Consider the following 16,315-nt stretch of genomic DNA (forward strand, 5'->3'; position numbering starts at 1 on the left):
TCGTGCCGGTGCGTCCGCCCCTGACTGCCTGCCTGCCCGGATGCCCGAACCTTTCCCCACGCCCCCATTGTCCGCCGCCGACTCCCACAGCCCGGCCGCGCCCCGGCTCCCCGGCCGGCTGCCCGACCTCTGGGCCCACCCCCGGCAGCGCGCCTGGGTGGAGGTGGATGAGGCGGCGATCACGGCCAATGCCCGGGCCCTGCGGGCCGCCCTGACGCCGGCTACGGAGCTGATGGCGGTGGTCAAGGCCGATGGCTACGGCCATGGGGCCTTGCCCGTCGCCCGCGCCGCCCTGGCCGGCGGGGCCAGCTGCTTCGGGGTGGCCACCCTGCAGGAGGGCTTGGAGCTGCGCCAGGCCGGCATTGAGGCACCCGTGCTGGTGCTCGGCAACCTCACCCAGCCCGAGGAGCTGCGCACCTGTCTGCACTGGCAGTTGATGCCCACCCTCAGCGGCATGCGCGAGGCCCTGCTCTGCCAGAACATCGCCGCCGGCAGCGGCCGCGCCATGGCCGTCCACCTGAAGCTCGACACCGGCATGGCCCGGCTCGGCGCCGACTGGCAGCAGGGGCCCCGCCTGGTGGAGGCCATCGCCGGCCTCGATGCGGTGCAGCTGGCCGGCACCTACTCCCACCTGGCCGCCGCCGATGCCCCCGAGGGCGATGAGGGCCTCACCCGCCTGCAGCAGCAGCGCTACGAGCAGGTGCTCAGGTCCCTGGCCGATCGGGGCCTGGACCCCGGCACCCGCCACCTGGCCAATTCGGCTGGCACCCTGCGCAGCCCCGCCCTTCACTTCGATCTGGTGCGGGTGGGACTGGCCCTCTACGGCCACCGTCCCGGCCCCCACCTGGGCGGCGCCCTGCCCTTGCGACCGGCGATGCGGGTGCGGGCGCGGGTGAGCCTGATCCGTGAGGTGCCTGCTGGGGTGGGGGTCAGCTATGGCCATCGCTTCATCACCCGCCGGCCCAGCCGCCTGGCCGTGGTGGGGATCGGCTATGCCGACGGCGTGCCGCGGCTGCTCTCCGACCGGCTGGAGGTGCTGTTCGGCGGGCGGCGGCTGCGGCAGGTGGGGGCGATCACCATGGATCAGCTGGTGCTCGATGCCACCGACGTGCCGGAGCTGGATGTGGGTGGCGTCGTGACCCTGCTGGGAGAGGAGGGGGATGCCGCCATCGGCCCCGAGGCCTGGAGCGAAACCTGCGGCACCATCCCCTGGGAGATCCTCTGCGGCTTCAAGCACCGGCTGCCGCGCCTCGCCAAGGACGGGGCCGAGGGCTGATAGGCTTTGCGAGCCGCTGGAGAGGTGGCTGAGTGGTTGAAAGCGGCTCCCTGCTAAGGAGTTACAGGAGGCAACTTCTGTCGAGGGTTCGAATCCCTCCCTCTCCGTTCCAAAACCAAGTTCCGATCCTGCCGGAACTTGGTTTTCTTGTGAGTGGTTCTCCGCTGTTCGGTTAGGCGGTGGCCGTGGACGACTCGATCGTGGCCTCCTCCGCCAGCCGGCAGCTGGCGGCCAGGGCCCGGGTCAGCTCCGGCAACAGCGTCGCGTCCTGGGCCCGCTCACTCCCCTCGCTGAAGATCACCAGCAGGAAGGGCCGATGGCCCTCCAGTTCCACGTAGGCGGCGTCGTGTTGGGCCTGGGTCATCCAGCCGGCCTTGCTCCACAGCCGGGCATCCAGGGGCAGGCCGCCGCCGATGAAGCCATCCACCTGGTTCTCGGGATCGGCGGCCCGTTCAGCGGGATCCAGGGAGCGGGCCAGCAGCTCCTGCATGCGGATGCAGGCCGGTGGCGACACCAGCGCCCCCGCCATCACCCCGTGCAGCACCCGGGCCGTGAGGTCGGTGCTGAGGCGGTTGCGGTTCTGCAGCTGCTCCCCGTAGGACTGGCGCTCGCGGCCGTAGGGTCCGTCGCCCCAGGTCTTCTGGCAGGCGTTGCAGCCGGCCCACTCCGGCCAGCCCAGGCCCTCGAACCACGCGTTCACTAGCTGGCGTTGTGCGCTCCACTGGGCGAAGGCGGCCGGCGGCAGCTCCGGGCCGCTGCTGGTGCCGCTGAGCAGGTCGACTACCAGGCCGGTGGCGTCGTTACTGGAGTCGCGGATCATGTCCGCCAGGGCGCGGCGTAGCTCGGGGCCTTCGCCGATCAGCTGGCGTTGCAGCCAGGCCTCCGCGGCCACCAGGTAGAGCAGCTTCACGACGCTGGCTGGATAGCGGGGGCGTTCGCCGTTCCAGGCCGCCCCGGCCACGGGCCGCTGCCAGAAGCCCGCGGCATCGAAGTCGCTGCTGGCGCCGGCGGCGCTCTGGCGCAGCGAGTGTCCATAGCGCAGCCAGGTCACCGACAGCTGCTGGCCCAGGCCCGGGCGGCCCTGGGCCTCGAGGGCGCCAATCTGATCGGCGAGGATCCGTTGCATGGCCCCATCCGGGCTGTAGAACCCCATCGCGGCCCCTGCTGGCAATGGCGAGATTAGGCATGTCGGCGGGGGCGCATCCCGGCCAGGGGCCCCCGGCCCTGGGCTCCTTGGACTTGGTGGCCTCCCTGGGGCCCGGCCAGCCTGCTGCCCCCGAGCTGCTGCGGCCCGGGAGCCGCTGGCGCCTGGCCGCGCCGCTGGATCTGCGCAGCAGCCCCCGGGGGGCAGGCCTGGCCACCCAGGCTGCGGCGGGGCGCTGCCTGCAGGTGCTCCAGGCCCCCGGCGATTGCGGCTCCCCTGTCCCGGGCCGCCTGCGGGTGCGCCTGCTGGAGGATGGCTACCCCGGCTGGCTGGCGGCCGAGGAGCTGCTCGGCATCGCCTTCGCCAGCGGCCCCCACCGCCCCCGTCTGCTGGCGGCGCCCGCCATCGCCGCGCGCCTGCCCCATGTGCTGGCCTTCGCCGAGGCGGCCCGGCGGCGGCCCAACCGCTACCTGTGGGGCGGCAGCCTCGGGCCCGACTTCGACTGCTCCGGCCTGCTCCAGACCGCCTTCGCGGCCGCCGGCATCTGGATTCCGCGCGATGCCTACCAACAGGAGCGCTTCTGCCAGTCCGTGGCGGTGCGGCCCGGCCACTACGCCCTGCTGCGGCCCGGGGACCTGATCTTCTTCGGCAGTCCCCAGCGTTGCAGCCACGTGGGCCTGTACCTCGGCCAGGGCCGCTATCTGCACAGCTCCGGCCGCGAGCACGGCCGCGACGGCCTCGGCATCGACAGCCTCGATCCCCAGGTGGGCGATCCGGTGTCGGTGCACTACCGGCTGGAGCTGCGTGGCGCTGGTCGGGTGGTGCGCTGCCATGACGGCACCCCCCTTCCCTAAGTTGCTGCGGCAGTTGCTCCGATCCGGCCCGCCCCCGATGAGTGAGCATCCGCCGCACCATCCCAGCCCCAGCCCCAACCCAACTGCCCTGGCTGGCGCCGCCCTGGAGCTCTCAGTGGTGGTGCCCCTCTACAACGAGGCCGAGAGCCTGCCGCTCCTGGTGGAGAAGCTGCTGGCGGCGCTGCGGCCCCTGGGCCGCCCCTTCGAACTGGTGCTGGTCGACGACGGCTCCAGTGACGGCACGGCTGAGGTGCTGAAGCAGCTGGCGCCTGCCACCCCCGAGCTGGTGGCGGTGCTGCTGCGCCGCAACTACGGCCAGACCCCGGCCATGGCGGCTGGCTTCGACGCCAGCCGCGGCGCCGTGATCGTGACCCTCGATGGCGACCTGCAGAACGATCCGGCCGACATCCCGATGCTGCTGGCCGAACTGGAGCGGGGCTTTGACCTGGTGAGCGGCTGGCGCCACCAGCGCCAGGACAACACCGTGAGCCGGCTCCTGCCCTCCAAGGTGGCCAACCGCCTGATCGCCCGCGTCACCGGCGTGCGCCTGCACGACTACGGCTGCTCGCTTAAGGCCTACCGCCGCGAGCTGGTGGACGACATGAACCTCTACGGCGAGCTGCACCGCTTCCTGCCCGCCCTGGCCTTCATCGAGGGGGCCCGGATCAGCGAGGTGAAGGTGAACCACAGCGCCCGCCAGTTCGGCCAGAGCAAGTACGGGATCGACCGCACCTTCCGGGTGCTGATGGACCTGCTCACCGTGTGGTTTATGAAGCGCTTCCTGACCCGGCCGATGCACGTCTTCGGCTTCTGGGGGCTCGCTTCGATCGCCCTCGGCCTGGTGCTGAGCCTCTACCTCGTGGCCGAGAAGCTGTTCGCGGACGCCGACATCGGCAACCGCCCCCTGTTGCTGGTGGCGGTGCTCGCCCTGATCGCCGGGGTGCAGCTGTTCTGCTTCGGCCTGCTGGCGGAGCTCCAGATGCGCACCTACCACGAGAGCCAAGGGCGCCCGATCTACAGGGTGCGCGCGACGTTGCGGGGCAGCCTCGGCGGTTGAGGCGCCACCGCCGCCTGGCTGCGGCCGCGGAAGGCCTCCATGGCCCGGGCCGCCAGGCCAGCCACCACCGGATCGGCATCCCGCAGGCCCAGCTGCACCAGCGGCAGGGTGGCCCGATCGCCCCAGGCGACGCAGCGGGCCAGGGCGCGGCGGCGGGCTGTGCCTGCTGCGGTGAAGTCCGCCTTGAGCTGGCGCAGCAGGGCTGCGCGGCTGGGGGCATCGAGGGGGCGCTCCAGGGGCCAGCCCAGGACGAGCTCTGGATCCGATGGGTCCCCGGCGGAGGGCTCGGCCGAATCCGCTGCGGCCGCGCCGCCGGCTTGAGCGCTGGCCGCCCCGGTGCCGCCCGTCGCGATCAGGGCCATCTGGGTCCGGTTCAGGGCCGCCACGGCCGCGGTGTCGGTGGAGCGGATCAGCGCCGGCCGGCGGCGGCCCAGCAGCCAGGCAGCCACCAGTACGGCGGAGACGACGGCGCCACCGAGGGCCTGGGACATGACGAATACCGAGGGGCGGGCAGGGGGCGGATGGGGTGTGGCGGGACAGCCGATGGGGCGGGGGCGGGACTGCGGATTGAACTTTTATGTCGCCACCCAAGCCCCCCAAGAGCAGCTCTGGAGGTGATCCGTACAGTGCCGACGGTAGCTGTATTGGCCCACGCTGATGACCGGAGATTTCGCCGCCGCCTGGTTGCCCTCGGTGTTCGTGCCCCTTGTTGGGTTGCTCGGCCCCGCGGTGGCCTTTGCCCTGCTGTTCAACGTGGTTGAAGCCCGCGACTGATTCCGCCGCGCGTCCAGCCCCAGCCAACCGACCTTCCCCACCGATGACCGTGACCCCCGTCGCCGACCCGACCGTCGGCAATCTGGCCACCCCCGTCAATAGCAGCTACTTCGCCAAGGCGTTCCTGAACGCCCTGCCGGCCTACCGCCCCAGCCTGTCGCCCAACCGCCGCGGCTTGGAGATCGGTGCTGCCCACGGCTTCTTCCTCTACGGGCCCTTCGCCATCACCGGCCCCCTGCGCAACACCGACTACGCCAGCACCGCCGGCCTTCTCGCCGCCATCGGCCTGGTGTCCATCCTCACCGTGGGGCTCTCCCTCTACGGCACCGCCGGCACGGGTCCCAACGTGCAGCCGGCTGATGCCACCATCGACAATCCTCCGGCTGACCTGTTCACCAAGGCCGGCTGGGCGGAGTTCGCCAGCGGCTTCTGGCTGGGTGGCACCGGCGGCGCGGCCTTCGCCTGGTTCCTGGCCGGCACTTCGGTGGTGGCTCCTCTGGTGAAGATCGCCGGTGGCGTCTGGAGCGTTGGCTGACCTCCCCCTCTTGGGCTGCTCCTGCTGCCCCATCGTTCTGCAAACCCCGCTGCGGCGGGGTTTTTTCATGGCCGCGCCCGGCGGCGCCCGGTACTCTGGAGCCCGGCGGCCCGACTGGGTTGTGCCGCCGTGCCAGTTGTGCTGTGGCAGGCGAATCTTGGGTGTGGTGAGATGTCTCGTCGGCTGCTGAGGGCCCTGCTCGGTGAGCGGTACCGCGGTGGGGAGCAACGTCAGCGGCAGCAGCAGCAGGCCAGCCAGCACGACACCCTGCTGGACGGGGCCTTGCGGCGTGACGGCTCCTCCCGCCGCAGCGAGCACAACCGGCGTGCCCACCGGCGGCGGCTGGCTCCGATCGGAGCCGCTGCGGTGCGCGGTGTGCTGCTTCTGGAGGATGGCCAGCGGCTCTGCGGCAGCCTCTGGGACCTCAGTGAGGGCGGCCTCTGCCTGGCGGTTCAGGGGCACCTCTCGGCCAGCTGCGGTGCCTGCGGCCAGGTGTTGCTCTACGACCCGGTGGGGCCTGAGAGCGTGAGCATGGCGGTGGAGATCCGCTGGCTGGGCAGCAAGAGCCACGATGCCTTCCTCGGGCTCTGCTTCAGTGGCGGCGCCCAGCTGCCAGAGGGCACCTTCCTCGACGCCTACCTCGATCACCACTGGAGCGATCTGGGGCGTGAGTCTTAGCCAGTCCGCTCCTGGTTCCGTTGGACGGCGACGGTGGCGGCGCCCGCCCGCTCGCGCTGGGTGTAGGCCATGAACTCCTCGGGGGGCAGGGGCTTGGCGAACAGATAGCCCTGGATCTCATCGCAGCCCTGCTGCTGCAGAAAGCGCCGCTCCTTGAGGCATTCCACCCCCTCGGCCAAGGTGCGGATCCCCATGCCCCGCGCCATGTTGACGATGCCGGTCACGATGGCGCGGGCGTCGGCGTTGACGTTCAGATCGCGGATGAAGGAGGCGTCGATCTTGAGCTTGTAGGCCTTGAGCTGGCGCAGGTTGCTCAGTGAGGAATAGCCGGTGCCGAAGTCGTCGATGGCGAAGCGGATGCCGAGCAGGCCGAGCTGATGGATCGTGTGCCTGGCGGCCGCTGGGTTTTCCATCGTGGCGTTCTCGGTGAGTTCGAGCTCCAGCAGATCGGCGGGCACGCCGGCCCCGGCCAGCAGGGTGGCGGTCCGTTCGGCCAGATCGGCCTGGCGGAACTGCAGCGCTGAGAGATTCACGGCGATGCGGGGCGGTGCCAGGCCCGCTTCGATCCACCGCTGCAACTGGTGGATCGCCTCCGCCAGCACCCAGCTGCCGATCGGCAGGATCAGCCCGTTGCGCTCGGCCACGGGGATGAACTCCGCCGGGGAGATCGGGCCCAGCTCCGGATGCTGCCAGCGCAGCAGGGCTTCCGCCCCGAGCACCGCCCCAGTGGTGGTATCCACCTGGGGTTGGTAGACCACCCTGAATTCGTCGCGCTCAAGGGCGAAGCGCAAGGCGTTGGACAGCTGCATGGTGCGGGCCGTGCGGGCCTGCAGCTCGTCGGTGAAAAAGCGGTAGCCATTGGGCTGCTCCTGCTTCACGTCGTGGAGCGCCAGGCTCGCCTTGCGGGCCAGCAGGTCGCGGTCGCGGCTGTCCTCCGGGGCCATGGCAATCCCCACCGAGGCGGTCACGACCACCTCGTGGCCGTCGTCGTGCCAGGCCTCGGCCACGGCGGCCTGCAGTGTGGTGGCCACGATCGCCGCGTCGCGTGGTGTGAGCTTCGGCAGCACGATCAGGAATTCATCGCCACCCACGCGGGCGATCACATCGGAGCTGCGCAGCGTGCGGCGCAGCCGCTGGGCCGTCTCCACCAGCAGCCGGTCGCCGGCTTCGCTACCCAGCGAGTCGTTGATCACCTGGAAGTGATCCAGGTTGAGCAGCATCACCGCCACAGGCTGCTGTTCCCGCAGGCAGCTGCTGAGCACGAACTGGAACTCCTGGTTGAGTAGGTCGCGGTTGGCCAGGCCCGTGAGCTGATCGAAGTGGGCGAGCCGCTCCACTTCCTGCTCCGCCTGCTTGCGCGAGGTGATGTCGCGGGAGACGCCGTGAAATTCCGGCCGGCCGCTGGAGCCCTGCGGCACCAGGCTGATCGAGCTCTCCACCCACACGGCGGTGCCGTCGCGGCGGCGCAGCTCTATCTCCTCGAGCGGCAGGCTGATCGGGCTGGCCCCGTGGCCCCGCTCCTGCCAGTGGCCGTAATCGAGCTGGCGCTGTTGCCGCCAGAGCCGGAACCGGGGGCCGAAGGCCCGCAGCGGCAGCCCCTGTAGCACCTCCTCGGGGGCATAGCCCCAGAGCTGCTGCACCGAGGGGCTGAAGTAGAGCGGCCCGAGGCTCTCCGCCTCGATCCGCCACACCACGTCGTTGATGGTTTCGGTGAGCTCCCGGTACTGGCGCTCGCTCTGGAGCACCGCCTCGCGCAGCTGCCCCTGTTCGGCCTCGTAGGCAAACCGATCCAGGGCCAGCTCCAGGTCCGTGGCCATGTCGAGCAGCAGCCGCTGCACGCTGGCGGTGAAGGCGTTGGCTTCGCTGGCATAGAGCGTGAGGGCGCCGATGTTGCCCCCCCCACGGTGCAGCGGCAGCGAGGCCGAGGCCTTCCAGCCAAACAGCTCGCCCCGCCGATGCCAGGGGGCGGTGGCCGGATCGTGCTGGTAGTCCTGGCACCAGAAGGGCCGGTCATCGCGGATCGCGGAGCCGGTGGGGCCCTGGCCGTAGGGGCTGTCCGCCGCGACCGAGATCTGGATGTCCGTCAGGTAGTCGGTGCCCACGCCGGCCCAGGCCAGGGGTTTCACCCGCCCGCAGGCGGGATCCACCAGGCCGATCCAGGCCATGCGCAGCACCCCGGTGCTGATGGCCTCGTCGCAGATGCGCTGCATCAGCTCGGCCTCGCTGCGGCTGGCGAGGATGGCGTCGTTGCAGCGGCTGAGGATGGTGTAGAAGCGGATCTGGCGCTGCAGTTCCTCCAGGGCGAGCTTGCGTTCGTGGATGTCGCGGGAGATCACCACATAGGTGTCCGGCGCACCAGGACCGCCGGGCTTCTTGGCCATCGACACCTCAAACCAGCGCTCCCCCTCCGGCAGGGGCAACAGGATCTGGTGGCCCCTGGCGCTGCCCCGCCGATCGGCTTCGGCCAGAGCCTCCAGGCAGGTGGCGGCGGCGGCGGGCGGCATCACGTCGTGCACGCTGCGGCCGATCAGCAGCTCCCGCTTGACCACCAGCTGCTGGGGATCCAGGGCCTGCACGGTCAGGTACCGCCCTTGGCGATCCAGTTCGAACAGCAGGTCGGGGACGGCCCGGAGGGTGGCGAGGGCCTGGGTTTCGCTGTGTCGCAGCTCCTGCTCGCTGTGGCGCAGATGGCGGCGCAGCTGGGCGTTCCAACCGAGCAGGCCGGCGCAGAGCAGTGCCAGACCACCGATCAGGGGAACCGCCCCTGGGGGAGCAAGGTTTGCCTGGCCCTGCGCCGCGCTCACCGGCCGCTGGCGTTCCGGCGGGGGCGGCAGCGGGGTGAGGCTCCGGCGAGAAATGTCCTGCTCTGGCATGGCATGCCCAGCCAGAGCACCGGGCAGGGCCAGGAACCCCAGCAGCACCGGTCGCACTCCCAACGCTCTGTGTCGTCGTGGCGGTCGCCCGAAAGCCAGTGCCACCGTCCCCATCTCAGCCCTCGCTCCGGGAGTGGCGCCGGCCGGTCGCAGGTTCGCAGGCCGGGGTGCCCAGGGGGTGGAGGGTCATGGGCGTTGCGGCCAGGGCTGGTTGGACTCTGGCCCGCATGGCCCGCTCAAGCTAGCCGCAGTCCCTGGCGAAGAACATCGCGGCCCTGCAGCCCGTGATCTCGCGTCGGGTGCCGCGCGCCGCCTCAGAGGGGCAGCTGCAGGAAGGCCTCGTTGGTCATCGGCTTGCCGATCCAGTACCCCTGGATCTCATCGCAGCCGGCCCGGCGCAACAGCTCCATCTGCTGGGGCGTCTCCACCCCCTCGGCGATCGTGCGCATGCCCATCGTGCGGGCCAGGTTGATGATCGTGAGCACGATCGCCCGGTCGTCCGCGTCGGTCTCGAGGCCGCGCACGAACGACTGGTCGATCTTGAGCTTGTGGGCGCGGATGCGCTTGAGGTAACTCAGCGACGAATAGCCCGTGCCGAAGTCGTCGATCGCCAGCTGGATGCCCTCGTTGAACAGGCGATCCATCAGCAGCACGGCGCGCTCCGGATTGTCCAGCGTCACCGTTTCAGTGAGTTCCAGTTCCAGCCGTGCGGGCGGGAACTGCTCCTCGGCTAACAGCCGCAGCACCCGGCCGGGCAGGTCGCTGTCGCGGAACTGCACCGCCGAGATGTTGACCGACACCGTGAGGGGTTGCGCCTGCCCGGGACTCGCAGGTCGGATCCAGTGGCTGGCATCGCGTAGGGCGTGACGCAGCACCCAGTCGCCGATGGGAATGATCAGGCCATTGGCCTCGGCAATGGGAATGAACTCCGCCGGCGACACCGGCCCCAGCTCCGGCGAGGTCCAGCGCAGCAGCGCCTCGGCCCCGATGATCCGGTTGCTGTTCAGCTCCGCCTGGGGCTGGTAGTAGAGCTCAAATTCGCCGCGTTCCAGGGCCTGGTGCAGGGCGTTGGAGATGCGCAGGTAACGGGAGCTGCGCTGCTGCACGCTGGGGGTGAAGAACTGGAAGCTGTTGCGGCTCTCCTGCTTCACCTGGTGCATCGCCGCATCGGCGTTGCTCATCAGGGTTTCGATGGTGGTGCCGTCCTCCGGGTAGATGGCGATGCCGATTGAGGCGGTGAGAAAAAGGGGTTCGGTGCTCACCTGATAGGGCGTCGCCACCGTCTGGATCAGGCGGCGCACCAGCTCCAGCGCCGCCTCGGCGTCGGTGTCGGGGAGTAGCAGCAGAAACTCATCGCCGCCGGAGCGCGACAGGGTGTCGCCGGGGTGCATCTGGGCCTCCAGACGCCGGGCCACCTCGATGAGCAGCCGATCGCCCACCGAGTGGCCGAGGCTGTCGTTGATGGTCTTGAAGTGGTCCAGGTCCAGGTTGAGCAGGGCCAGGTGGCCAACCTGCTTGCGGGCCAGCCCCAGGGCGTTGCGGAAGCGGTCCCGCAGCAGCACCCGGTTGGCCAGGCCGGTGAGCTGGTCGGAGTAGGCCAGGCGCTTGATCTGCTCATAGGCGAACTTGCGCTCGGTGATGTCCCGCGTCACGCCGTGCAGCTCGATGCGGCCGGTGCCGGGGTTGCGGATCAGGTTGGTCACCACCTCCGTCCACACGCTGGAGCCATCCCGGCAGGGCTGCTCCACCTCATCCACCGACACGATCTCGCTGTTGCGTAGGCCCTGCTTGAACTCCTCCAACTCGGCCCGGATCTGGTCTTCCATGCGGCGGGCGCTCTCAGGCAGTAGCGAGGCCGCAAACGACTGGGTGATCACCTCCTCCGGCGCGTAGCCCCGCAGCCGCTGCACCGAGGGGCTCACATAGAGGTAGCGGAACGTCTCAGGATCCAGGGTCCAGATCACGTCATGGATCGACTCGGTGAGTTCGCGGTACTTCGCCTCACTGGCCGCCACGTCTTGCTCCAGGCGGCGCTGGTTCGCCAGGGAATTGAGGCGATCGAGGGCAACGTCGATGTCGCGCGCCATTTCGATCAGCAGGTCCTGGCTCTGCTCGTCGAAGCCGTTTGCCTCGGCGCAGTAGAGCGCGATGCTGCCGATTACGGCCCCCTCGCGATGCAGGGGCAGGGCGGCCACCGAGCCCCAGCCGAAGCGGCGGGCTCGCTCGTGCCAGGGCTGACAGCTGGGGTCGTTCTGGAAGTCCTGGCACCATTGGGGCCGGTTCGCCTGCAGGGCCCGGCCCACTGGCCCATGGCTGGTGGCATCGTCGGGGTCGGTGCTGATGCTCAGGCCACGCAGATACTCGGTGCCAGCCCCGGCCCAGGCCACCGCCTGGACGTGCTGGTCGAGGGGATTGAGCAGGCCCACCCAGGCCATCTTCATCTCGGCGGAGGTCACGGCGATCTGGCAGATCTCTTGCAGCAGCGCGGTGCGCTCCTCCTGGCGGGCGATCGCCTGGTTGGAGCGGCACAGCGCCGTATAGAGCCGATTGAGGCGCTGGATCCGCTGGGCGTCATGCTTGCGGCCGGTGATGTCGCGGCTGAGCAGCAGGAATCGGGCCTGTCCATCGGAGGGCAGCTTGCGTCGCGTCACCGACAGCTCAAACCAGGCCATTCCACCTGGCACCGGCACCTCGATCTCCTGACCGCTTGCGTAGCCCTGCCGCGCCGCCTCCGCTAGGGCCTCCAGCACCACGGTGGCGGCGTTCGCCGGCAGCACCTCTCGCACGTGGTGGTTCACCTGCTCCTCCGCTGGCCGGGTCAGCAGGTCGCGGCGCGGGCTGTGGATGGCGAGGATCTGTCCCTCGGCGGAGAGCTCGATCAGGGGATCGGGCACGGCCTCGATCGTGCTGCTCAGCGCGTCCCTGGCCTCGGCCAGTTCGCGGGTGCGTCGGCGCACCAGGATCCGGAGAGTGGCGGCCCAGATCACCAGCAGGCCGGCGATCCCCAGCGCGGCGGCCAGCAGGGCCAGCCCATGGCGGGTCAGCCAGCTGAAGCGGGGCTGGATGTCTGTGCCCAGCCACTTGCGCTCCATGGCGGCCGCTTCCGCCGCGCTGATTCGGTTGAAGCCAGCGGCCACGGTGTCGCGCAGCTCCCGATTGCCTTTGCGCACCGCCTCGGCGATGGCCGAGGTGAACAGAGGCGGGGATTGCAGGAATGTCTCACTCAGACCGTCCTGGCTGAGGATGTAGTTGGCCGGCAGCTCCTTCATGCAGAACACATGAACGGCGCCGCTGCGGGCCGCCTGGATCAGGGCGGTGTGGTTCGGGTAGAAGCGGAAGAGTCGGCTGCTGTCGGCCTTCAGCCTCTCGATGCATTCGTCGCCGGCACTGACCCCCACCACCAGTGACTGGTGGCTGGCCGGATCGACGATGCCGCGCAGCTTCCGGTCGTAATAGAGATGGGCCGCCAGCGCCAGGTAGGGCGCTGTGAAGTCGTAGCGCTGCTCCCCGGCCTTGGTCCTGGCCATGGCGGCGATCACATCGGCGCGACCGGCCAGCACGGCCTGCTGGGCCTCCAGCCAGCCCATCGCCTGCAGTTGCACCGGGATGCCGGTGCGGCGCTGCCACAGCTCCCAGCGCTCCCGCACCAGCCCTTGGATCGTGCCCTGGCGATCCACGAAGCTGATCGGCGGGAAGGACTCACTCACCACAACCCGTAACGGCCGCCTGGCCGGCTGGACAGCCGCTGTGGCCACGGGGAGCAGCAGTGCCCACAGCACCAGCAACGGCCCACAGGTGTCGCGAAGGCCCATCAGCGGCATTGCGCGGTTCTGACCAGGCCGGGGCGGCGTCGTGTCGTCCTCAGGACGGGTTGGGTTTCAGCCTACGGGGACTACTTCGCCCGGGGGCTGGTGCTGCCCGAGCTGTCACCGTTGCCGGGCTTGTCGAGATTGCCGCCCAGATCCGTCTCCAGGAAGGTGCTCACCACGCCGGAGAGCGAGCTGATCTGATTTACGGCCCCCTGCAGCACTGGAAGGTTCACGGCCAGATCGCGGCTGGGGTAGGCCCGCAGGAAGCCCACCGGCGAGAGGGTGCCGTTGCCGGCGTTCAAGGCCAGGATCGTGGCGCTGCGCAGGGCCGGGACCCCGGCTGCCGGGGCCCGCAGCGGATAGATGATGCGGGCCACCCGCTCCAGGGCCACGCCGCCGATGCGGGTGTTGAGTACCCGGCTGGTGGCCACCAGGGGCAGGGTGATCTGCTTGTTGAGCAGCCGGGCGACGGCCTCCGGCTTCTGGCGACCCAGCCGGATCGCATCGGCCAGCAGTCCTCGGGCCTGGCCGGTGCTGGCCAGGTGTTCCAGATCGGCCACGGGGATCGAGCGGCGGAAGGCCCCGCTCACGAACACCACCTGCTCGGCCGCCTGGCCCGGGGCGCCCAGCAGCCCGCCCGCCAGAGCGGCCAGACCCAGGGCGACGCAGGCGAGTCGGGTACGGCTGGGGCCGCTCCGGCGGCTGTCGCGGCGGGGGTGGTGCATGGGGGCTCCTGGGGCGTGGGGCCAAACCTAGGCAGTCCGGGGCGATTGGCCTACTCCTCCGGCCCCGGTTCGAGCTGGAGGGTGCTGTGGGCGATGCCGAGCCGGGCCAGCACTTCCTTGGCCTCGTGCAGCAATGCCATGTCGCTCAGGCCGCTGGGGCTCCGCAGCAGGTGGGCGGTAAGCGCGCTCTGGGAGGTGCTCATGCCCCACACGTGCAGGTGGTGGACATCCACCACGCCAGGCACCGCTCGCAGCGCCTGCTCGACCGCCACCAGATCAATGCCAGGCGGCACCGCATCCAGCAACACCACCAGCGATTCCTTCAGCAGCTTGGCGCCGCTCCAGGCCACCGCCAGACCCACGCCGATGGCGGTGGCCGAGTCCAGCCAGTTCCAGCCCGTGAGCATCACCAGCAGCGCACTCACCAACACCGCCGCCGAAACGGCCGCGTCGGTGAGCAGGTGCACCATCGCCGCCCGGCGGTTGAGATCGTGCTGGTGGCCGCCGCCGCTGAACAGCCGGGCCGAGAGCAGGTTGACCACCACGCCGAGGGCGGCGGCCACGGCCACGGGCTGGCCCATAACTTCCACCGGGCTGCCGAGCCGTTGAATGGCCTCGACGATCACCACCGCGGCCGCCATCAGGATCAGCACGGCATTGATCAGCGAGGCCAGCTGGGTGCTGCGGCCAAAGCCGTAGGTGAAGCGCGGCGTGGCGGGCCTGGCGCTGAGGCGTTCAGCCCCCCAGCCGAACAGCAGGCCAGCTACATCGCCCAGGTTGTGGATGGCGTCGCCCACCAGGGCCAGGGAGCCGAAGCCGAATCCGATCACCAGCTGCAGCCCGGAAAGGACGCTGTTGAGGATCACGCTCCAGCGGAAGGCGCTGGCGGAGCCGATCCGGTGCTGGTGCTGGTGGGGGTGCGGCAGGCGCTGGATCTGCACCGCCGGATGGATGTCGGCCGGGTGGACGTCGGTGTGGGAGTGCTCGGGCATGCGATCTGTCCTGTGATCCGTCCTCCGATCCGCCATCTGATCTGTCCCGTGATCCTTTTGGCGATCCGTCCTGGCCTCGTCATGTTGATGGCTGACGCGATGTTTGGAGCCGGGGGCTTGGTGATTCGCCGCACATAGCCCCAGCAGAAAGGCCCAGCAGAAAGCCCCGACCGAAGCCGGGGCCCAACTGCAGAGCCGCGGCGGTGGGCCGCGGACCTAAGCCTGTGATCGCTGGCCTGGGATCACTCCTCTTCGTCGGTGCTGCCGGCGGGGATCAGGCGAATCTGCTTGCGGCCGAGCTTGATCTCAAACTCATCGCCGGGCTGGAGATCGAGCATGGCGGTGTAGGCCTTGCCCACCAGCAGGTTACCGTTGCCTTGCACCGTGGCCACGTAGCTGAGCTTGCGGCCACCCTTGCCGACGCCCTTGCCACCGGTTTCACCCAGGCTGATGCCCTTGGCTTCGAGCAGGGCCTCGTAGAAGGCCGTGAAGTTCAGCCGCTCGCTGCCATCCTTCTTGGTGCTGACATAGCCGCAGCTGCGTACCAAATCGGACTTGGACGCATCGCCCAACTCCTTGACCTTGGTCAGCAGATCGGTTCCCGTGAGCATGGTGTGTCCCCCTGTGCAACACAAACCTATCACTGCGATGCACAACCCGCCGCCATGCATTGCACAGCGCCAGTGGTGCTCATTCCAAAGCGCGGTGCTGTTGGATCATGGGCACTGGCTACAGCACAAGCCTGTGTCGTGGATCTTGGCCACTGCTGTGATCGCAGCCAGGCTGATTACCCTGGCGCCACCGCGATGGTGAGTCCCGAGCCATTGCCACGCTGTCTGGGCCGTAGGCCTTCGCTGGTGCGCTGCCGTCAGGTCTGGGATCATGGATGTTCTCTGCCCATTGCCTGCATCCCTGTGCTGGGTTTCTGCTTCAAACCCGCTGCGAGGCGCCAGGCCCGGACCGCCCTTGTCCTGCTGGTCTGTGGGCTGCTGGGAAGTTGCGGCTGGGGGCCGGCCCCGCGCGTCAGTGACCAGGGCAAGGCGCGCTGCGAGATCCGGGCCCAGCGCGAGGGCGGCGTGATCAAGCGCTGGTACACCTACAACCGTTGTCTCGACACGGTCGAGCAGCACCTGGCCCAGGAGCGCGCCGCCGTCGCCCGGCGGCAGGCCGCGGCCCTGGCCCAGCGCCTGGCGTTCTGCCAGCGGACGCGTCCCCGGGTCACCCTGTTGGTGGCGGAGTTTCGGCGGGAGCAGGCCGATCTCGACCGGCTCCGCGGTGAGGTCTACCGGCCCACTCCCAAGCCCCAGCCCCCGGATCCGGCCGACTTGAGCAAGCTGCCCGTCTACGACCAGGAGCTCGATCAAGAGCGCTACGCTCAAGCCGTGCAGGCCTGGCAGACCAAGGAAGCTGCCCGTTCCGGGGCCTGGGCTGCCGAGCACAGCCGGCTGCTGTCGGGCTCCGAGGCGAGGCTGGCGGCGATTGCCCGGGATCTGCGGGGCCTCAATCCCGCCCTGCTCAGTGCAGAAGCTGTGCCTCGCCTTGATGAGCAGGCCGTGCGACGTTTTGCGGATTGCGGACCGGAGGCCTTTCGGTGAGGC

14 protein-coding genes and 1 tRNA gene are annotated in these 16,315 nt (G+C 69.9%); 8 read left to right on the plus strand and 7 right to left on the minus strand.

Annotated features, from left to right (window positions below; all coding sequences use genetic code 11):
* Window positions 1-40: 40 nt before the first annotated feature.
* A complete protein-coding gene (gene alr, locus CJZ98_RS06915) occupies window positions 41-1,276 on the plus strand; it encodes an alanine racemase (protein WP_094589764.1) in 1,236 nt (411 codons plus the stop codon).
* Between the two features lie 18 nt (window positions 1,277-1,294).
* Window positions 1,295-1,383, plus strand: a tRNA-Ser gene (locus CJZ98_RS06920).
* A 65-nt stretch (window positions 1,384-1,448) separates the two neighbouring features.
* On the opposite strand, the gene CJZ98_RS06925 is transcribed toward CJZ98_RS06920, so the two are convergent.
* Window positions 1,449-2,429, minus strand: a complete 981-nt coding sequence (locus CJZ98_RS06925; protein ID WP_094589766.1) for a serine hydrolase — start codon at window positions 2,427-2,429, stop codon at window positions 1,449-1,451.
* Window positions 2,430-2,518: 89 nt separating this feature from the next.
* On the opposite strand from CJZ98_RS06925, the gene CJZ98_RS06930 reads away from it, so the two are divergent.
* Together CJZ98_RS06930 and CJZ98_RS06935 are read left to right on the plus strand one after the other, a co-directional pair.
* The gene (locus tag CJZ98_RS06930) at window positions 2,519-3,274 is read left to right on the plus strand and encodes a C40 family peptidase (protein ID WP_232756292.1); all 756 of its coding nucleotides are present in this window, start codon (window positions 2,519-2,521) and stop codon (window positions 3,272-3,274) included.
* Between the two features lie 37 nt (window positions 3,275-3,311).
* A complete protein-coding gene (locus CJZ98_RS06935) occupies window positions 3,312-4,331 on the plus strand; it encodes a glycosyltransferase family 2 protein (RefSeq protein WP_094589769.1) in 1,020 nt (339 codons plus the stop codon).
* Here CJZ98_RS06935 and CJZ98_RS06940 read toward each other — a convergent pair.
* Window positions 4,289-4,822 carry a hypothetical protein gene (locus CJZ98_RS06940; RefSeq protein ID WP_094589771.1) on the minus strand — a complete coding sequence of 178 codons (534 nt, stop codon included), beginning with the start codon at window positions 4,820-4,822 and terminating at the stop codon, window positions 4,289-4,291. The two genes, CJZ98_RS06935 and CJZ98_RS06940, sit on opposite strands and share 43 nt — an antisense overlap.
* Before the next feature lie 166 nt (window positions 4,823-4,988).
* Between CJZ98_RS06940 and CJZ98_RS06945 the strand changes: the two genes are divergently transcribed.
* The 3 genes from CJZ98_RS06945 to CJZ98_RS06955 all read left to right on the plus strand — a co-directional run bounded on the left by CJZ98_RS06945 (window position 4,989) and on the right by CJZ98_RS06955 (window position 6,318).
* A complete protein-coding gene (locus CJZ98_RS06945) occupies window positions 4,989-5,105 on the plus strand; it encodes a photosystem I reaction center subunit VIII (protein WP_094589773.1) in 117 nt (38 codons plus the stop codon).
* 43 nt (window positions 5,106-5,148) lie between these two features.
* Window positions 5,149-5,640 (plus strand): photosystem I reaction center subunit XI, encoded by a 492-nt coding sequence (locus CJZ98_RS06950; RefSeq protein WP_094589775.1) that lies wholly within the window; start codon window positions 5,149-5,151, stop codon window positions 5,638-5,640.
* A gap of 171 nt (window positions 5,641-5,811) precedes the next feature.
* A complete protein-coding gene (locus tag CJZ98_RS06955) occupies window positions 5,812-6,318 on the plus strand; it encodes a PilZ domain-containing protein (protein WP_094589776.1) in 507 nt (168 codons plus the stop codon).
* Here the strand turns inward: CJZ98_RS06955 and CJZ98_RS06960 are convergent.
* From CJZ98_RS06960 to CJZ98_RS06980, 5 genes are all read right to left on the minus strand, one after another.
* The gene (locus CJZ98_RS06960) at window positions 6,315-9,191 is read right to left on the minus strand and encodes a sensor domain-containing protein (protein WP_198537553.1); all 2,877 of its coding nucleotides are present in this window, start codon (window positions 9,189-9,191) and stop codon (window positions 6,315-6,317) included. The genes CJZ98_RS06955 and CJZ98_RS06960 overlap by 4 nt on opposite strands.
* A 314-nt stretch (window positions 9,192-9,505) precedes the next feature.
* A complete protein-coding gene (locus CJZ98_RS06965) occupies window positions 9,506-13,003 on the minus strand; it encodes an EAL domain-containing protein (RefSeq protein WP_198537556.1) in 3,498 nt (1,165 codons plus the stop codon).
* 80 nt (window positions 13,004-13,083) lie between these two features.
* A complete protein-coding gene (locus CJZ98_RS06970; RefSeq protein WP_094589782.1) occupies window positions 13,084-13,725 on the minus strand; it encodes an alpha/beta hydrolase in 642 nt (213 codons plus the stop codon).
* Window positions 13,726-13,775: 50 nt separating this feature from the next.
* Window positions 13,776-14,717, minus strand: a complete 942-nt coding sequence (locus CJZ98_RS06975) for a cation diffusion facilitator family transporter (RefSeq protein WP_094589784.1) — start codon at window positions 14,715-14,717, stop codon at window positions 13,776-13,778.
* Between the two features lie 242 nt (window positions 14,718-14,959).
* On the minus strand, window positions 14,960-15,328 hold the full coding sequence (locus CJZ98_RS06980) for an AbrB family transcriptional regulator (RefSeq protein WP_094589786.1): 369 nt from the start codon (window positions 15,326-15,328) through the stop codon (window positions 14,960-14,962).
* A gap of 303 nt (window positions 15,329-15,631) precedes the next feature.
* Here CJZ98_RS06980 and CJZ98_RS06985 point away from each other — a divergent pair, with 303 nt between their 5' ends.
* Window positions 15,632-16,312, plus strand: a complete 681-nt coding sequence (locus tag CJZ98_RS06985; RefSeq protein WP_094589788.1) for a hypothetical protein — start codon at window positions 15,632-15,634, stop codon at window positions 16,310-16,312.
* The last annotated feature ends 3 nt before the right edge of the window (window positions 16,313-16,315 follow it).

Origin of the sequence: Vulcanococcus limneticus LL (assembly GCF_002252705.1) — a bacterium.
In the GTDB taxonomy this organism is placed as follows: Bacteria; Cyanobacteriota; Cyanobacteriia; order PCC-6307; family Cyanobiaceae; genus Vulcanococcus; species Vulcanococcus limneticus.